We start from the raw sequence: 3,382 nt of genomic DNA on the forward strand, positions 1-3,382 counted from the left end.
GTTTGGCCAGATATGCCGCGTTGAGCAGGTCGGCCGCCTTGACTTCCGTCATGCGATCCACGTCGCCCACATATTCATACAGGTCGGCGAACGCCAGTTTCATTGCCTCGATCTTCAGGTGGGTCGCCTGCACGCCATCCTGGTCCATGCTCTTCAAATCGAATTGCTCGAGCATGCCGAGCGCCATCTGCGCCGCAATGCCCTGGCCGTTCGGCCCGATCTCATGCAGTTCGACATCCCTGTAGCGGATGCTGATCGGCTCGACCCATTCGGATTTGTGCGCGGCGAGGTCGGCTTCGGTGAGCGCGCCGCCGGTATCGCGCGCGTGTTGCGCAATCGCGCGCGCCAGTTCGCCATGATAGAAATCGTCGCCCTTGGTGCGGGCAATCCGCTCGAGCGTGTCGGCCTGTCCCGGGCAAATGAAGCGCTCGCCCTGCAGCGGTGCCTGTCCAGTCGGCGCAAACGCTTCGCGATAGCCGGGCTGGCCGATCAGTTCCTTGACCTGCTTTTGCCATTGATTGTGGACGTTGTGCGACACCATGTAACCTTCGCGCGCATAGCGTATCGCCGGCTCGAACAGGTCTTCGAACGGCAGGCTGCCAAAGCGCTCCCAGACGGCGCGCCATGCCGACACGGTCCCTGGCACGGTGACCGAGTCCCAGCCGCGCTTCGGCATTTCCGTGTATTTCGAAAAATACGCGCGGGTCCATGCTGCGGGTGCGCGGCCCGAGCCATTCAGGCCGTGCAATTTCTTGCCATCCCAGATCAAGGCAAACACATCGCCGCCGATGCCGTTATTGCACGGCTCGACCACGGTCAGGGCGATGGCCGTGGCCAGCGCCGCATCGACCGCATTGCCGCCGCGCAGCAGCATCTGCAGGCCGGCCGAGGAGGCAAGCGGCTGCGACGTGGTGACGACGTTGTCGGCGACCAGCGGCAAGCGTTGCGAAGTATAGGGGAAGGTCCAGAAAGCGTTTTGATTCGATTCCATGTTATCTCGATGTAAATAGCGGCCGGGCGCGAAGCCCGCCTGCGACAAGCCGTTCAGGTGAATACGGCGCTGGGTTGGCAAAATGTGGACGCGGTCAATTGCTTCCACGGGAAAATGGGCCTGCAAACCGGTAACCGGCTGGCCCTTATTTATGACGGGGATCGAAGGCGTCGCGCAAGCCGTCGCCCAACAGGTTGAGCGACACGACCAGCAGGAATATCGACAGCCCCGGCCAGATCGCCATCCAAGGGGCACTGTCGACATAATTTTTGGCGGTGTTGAGCATGCTGCCCCAGCTCGGCGCCGGCGGTTGTTGGCCCAAGCCAAGAAATGACAGGCTGGCTTCGGCGATGATGGCGGCCGCGATCGCCAGTGTCGACTGCACGATCAAGGGCGGCAGGATATTTGGCAGCACATGGCGCAGGGCGATGCGCCAGTGTGGATTGCCGACGGCGCGCGCCGCTTCGATGAAATCCTCCACTTTCACCGTCAACACTTGCGCGCGGGTCAGGCGGATGAACACCGGGGTTGCCGACACGCCGAGGGCAATCATGACGTTGGTGAGATTTGGACCGAGAAATGCCGCCATGGCGATGGCCAAAATCAAGAACGGCACCGCCAGCATGGCGTCGGTCAGGCGAGAAATAATGCCATCGGTCCATCCGCCGGCATACCCGGCCAACAGCCCGATCGGCACGCCCAGCATCATGGAAATGCAGACCGAAAACAATCCGACCAGCAGCGACGCGCGAGAGCCCCATACAACGCGTGAAAACACATCGCGCCCGAGTTCATCGGTGCCGAACAGAAAAGCTGGCGAAGGCGGCTTGCGCACTGCGCTCCAACTGGTGGCAAGTGGGTCGTTGGGTGCAATCCAGGAAGCACACAGGGCGACGACCGCAAACAGCAGCACCACGCATAAGCCCACCATCGCCCCGCGCCGCCGCGCAAGCCGCCGCAAGGCACGGCGGGCAGGTGTCGCTTCACGCGGCGATGCCGCCGGCTTGGCTGCGCTGCTCGCGTCGGGCGCAATTCCCGTATCGATGACTTTCATAAATTAGCCCCGCAGACGTGGATTGACAAAGAAATAAGCGAAGTCCGCCAGCAGATTCAACAGGATATAGACGGTCGATGTAAACAACACCACGCCTTGCACCACCGCGTAGTCGCGATTAAACACCGCGTCGACGATCAGCTTGCCGAAACCTGGGATCGAAAACACCTGCTCGGTCAACACCGCCCCCGACAGCAAGGAGCCGAATTCGAGCGCACCCAAGGTGATGATCGGTGTCAGCGCATTGCGCAGGGCGTGCTTCAGCACAACTGTGCGCTCATTGAGACCCTTGGCCCGCGCGGTACGCACGTAATCGGCACTCAATACCTGCAGCATCGCGCTGCGGGTGTGGCGCATCAGCACTGCGGCAATGGCATTGCCCAGCACGAAGGCCGGCATGATCATCCCAGCCAGATTGGCGCGCAGGTCGACCAACGGGCTGACATAACCGGACGCCGGGAGCCAGCCGAGGGAGACGGAAAACAGCAGGATCAACAAGATGCCGAGCCAGAAATTGGGCGTCGACAAGCCCCATAAGGCAACGGCATTCGCCAGGTAATCCCAGATCGAATTCTTGGTCACGGCCGAGACGATGCCGGCCGGAATGCCGATGATCAGGGCGATGCACATCGACAGCGCCGCCAGCTCTGCAGTCACTGGCAGCTTCGCCTTGATCAGGTCCAGCACCGGGCTTTGAATGCGCATCGATTCGCCCAGGTCGCCCCGCGCGACGGCGCCGATCCAATAGCCGTACCGCACCGGCAGCGGTTCGTCGAGATGCATTTTCTTGTGCAGATATGCCACCACATTCTGGTCTTGGTCTTCGCCGGCCAACACGACTGCGGGATCGCCAGGAAGCAGTTGCTGCAGACAGAAGATGATGATCGTGACGAGGAAAATCGTCGGAATCACCGCAGCGAGTCGTTTCAGGAAGTAAGCGAGCATGGATAATTTTTCGGAAGCGATCTGGAGCCACTACAGCCCGGGGCGCCGGCACATTCATCGCTGTGCCGGCATGGTTATGCCTTACATCTTCAGGCCTTGCACACGGATCAAGCCGTCGGGGATGGTGCGCACGCCGGTCAATTTCCTGTTGTAGGCCCACAGCCAATCGCGGTGGTACAGATAGACGATCGGCCGTGCCGCCAGGATTATGTCGGCAACCTGGTTGTACAGTTTGCGGCGCTGCGCGACATCGACCGTGGCGCGCGCCTGGTCCATCAGGCCGTCGACCTTGGGATCGCAGTAGCCGGGATAATTCATCGACTGCTTGCAACCGTAGAAGGTGTACAGATTGCCGTCCGGATCCGGGCGTCCGCTCCAGTTCTTCACGTAGG

3 protein-coding genes and 1 pseudogene are annotated in these 3,382 nt (G+C 61.2%); all 4 read right to left on the minus strand.

The window, feature by feature from the left end; translation table 11 throughout:
• Positions 1-991: gamma-glutamyltransferase (locus JWQ24_RS28310; RefSeq protein WP_299815872.1), on the minus strand; the 991-nt coding region annotated here is incomplete at its 3' end.
• Between the two features lie 145 nt (positions 992-1,136).
• The gene (locus tag JWQ24_RS28315) at positions 1,137-2,045 is read right to left on the minus strand and encodes an ABC transporter permease (RefSeq protein ID WP_299815875.1); all 909 of its coding nucleotides are present in this window, start codon (positions 2,043-2,045) and stop codon (positions 1,137-1,139) included.
• A gap of 3 nt (positions 2,046-2,048) precedes the next feature.
• The gene (locus JWQ24_RS28320) at positions 2,049-2,990 is read right to left on the minus strand and encodes an ABC transporter permease (protein WP_299815878.1); all 942 of its coding nucleotides are present in this window, start codon (positions 2,988-2,990) and stop codon (positions 2,049-2,051) included.
• An 81-nt stretch (positions 2,991-3,071) separates the two neighbouring features.
• Positions 3,072-3,382, minus strand: a pseudogene (locus JWQ24_RS28325) (ABC transporter substrate-binding protein); the annotation flags it as partial.

The sequence above is a fragment of the Tardiphaga sp. genome (assembly GCF_028290495.1).
Taxonomy (GTDB): Bacteria; Pseudomonadota; Alphaproteobacteria; order Rhizobiales; family Xanthobacteraceae; genus Tardiphaga.

Coding starts and splice junctions, on each gene's coding strand:
- JWQ24_RS28315 (WP_299815875.1), bottom strand. CDS start 2,045: ATGAAAGTCATCGATACGGGAATTGCGCCCGACGCGAGCAGCGCAGCC.
- JWQ24_RS28320 (WP_299815878.1), bottom strand. CDS start 2,990: ATGCTCGCTTACTTCCTGAAACGACTCGCTGCGGTGATTCCGACGATT.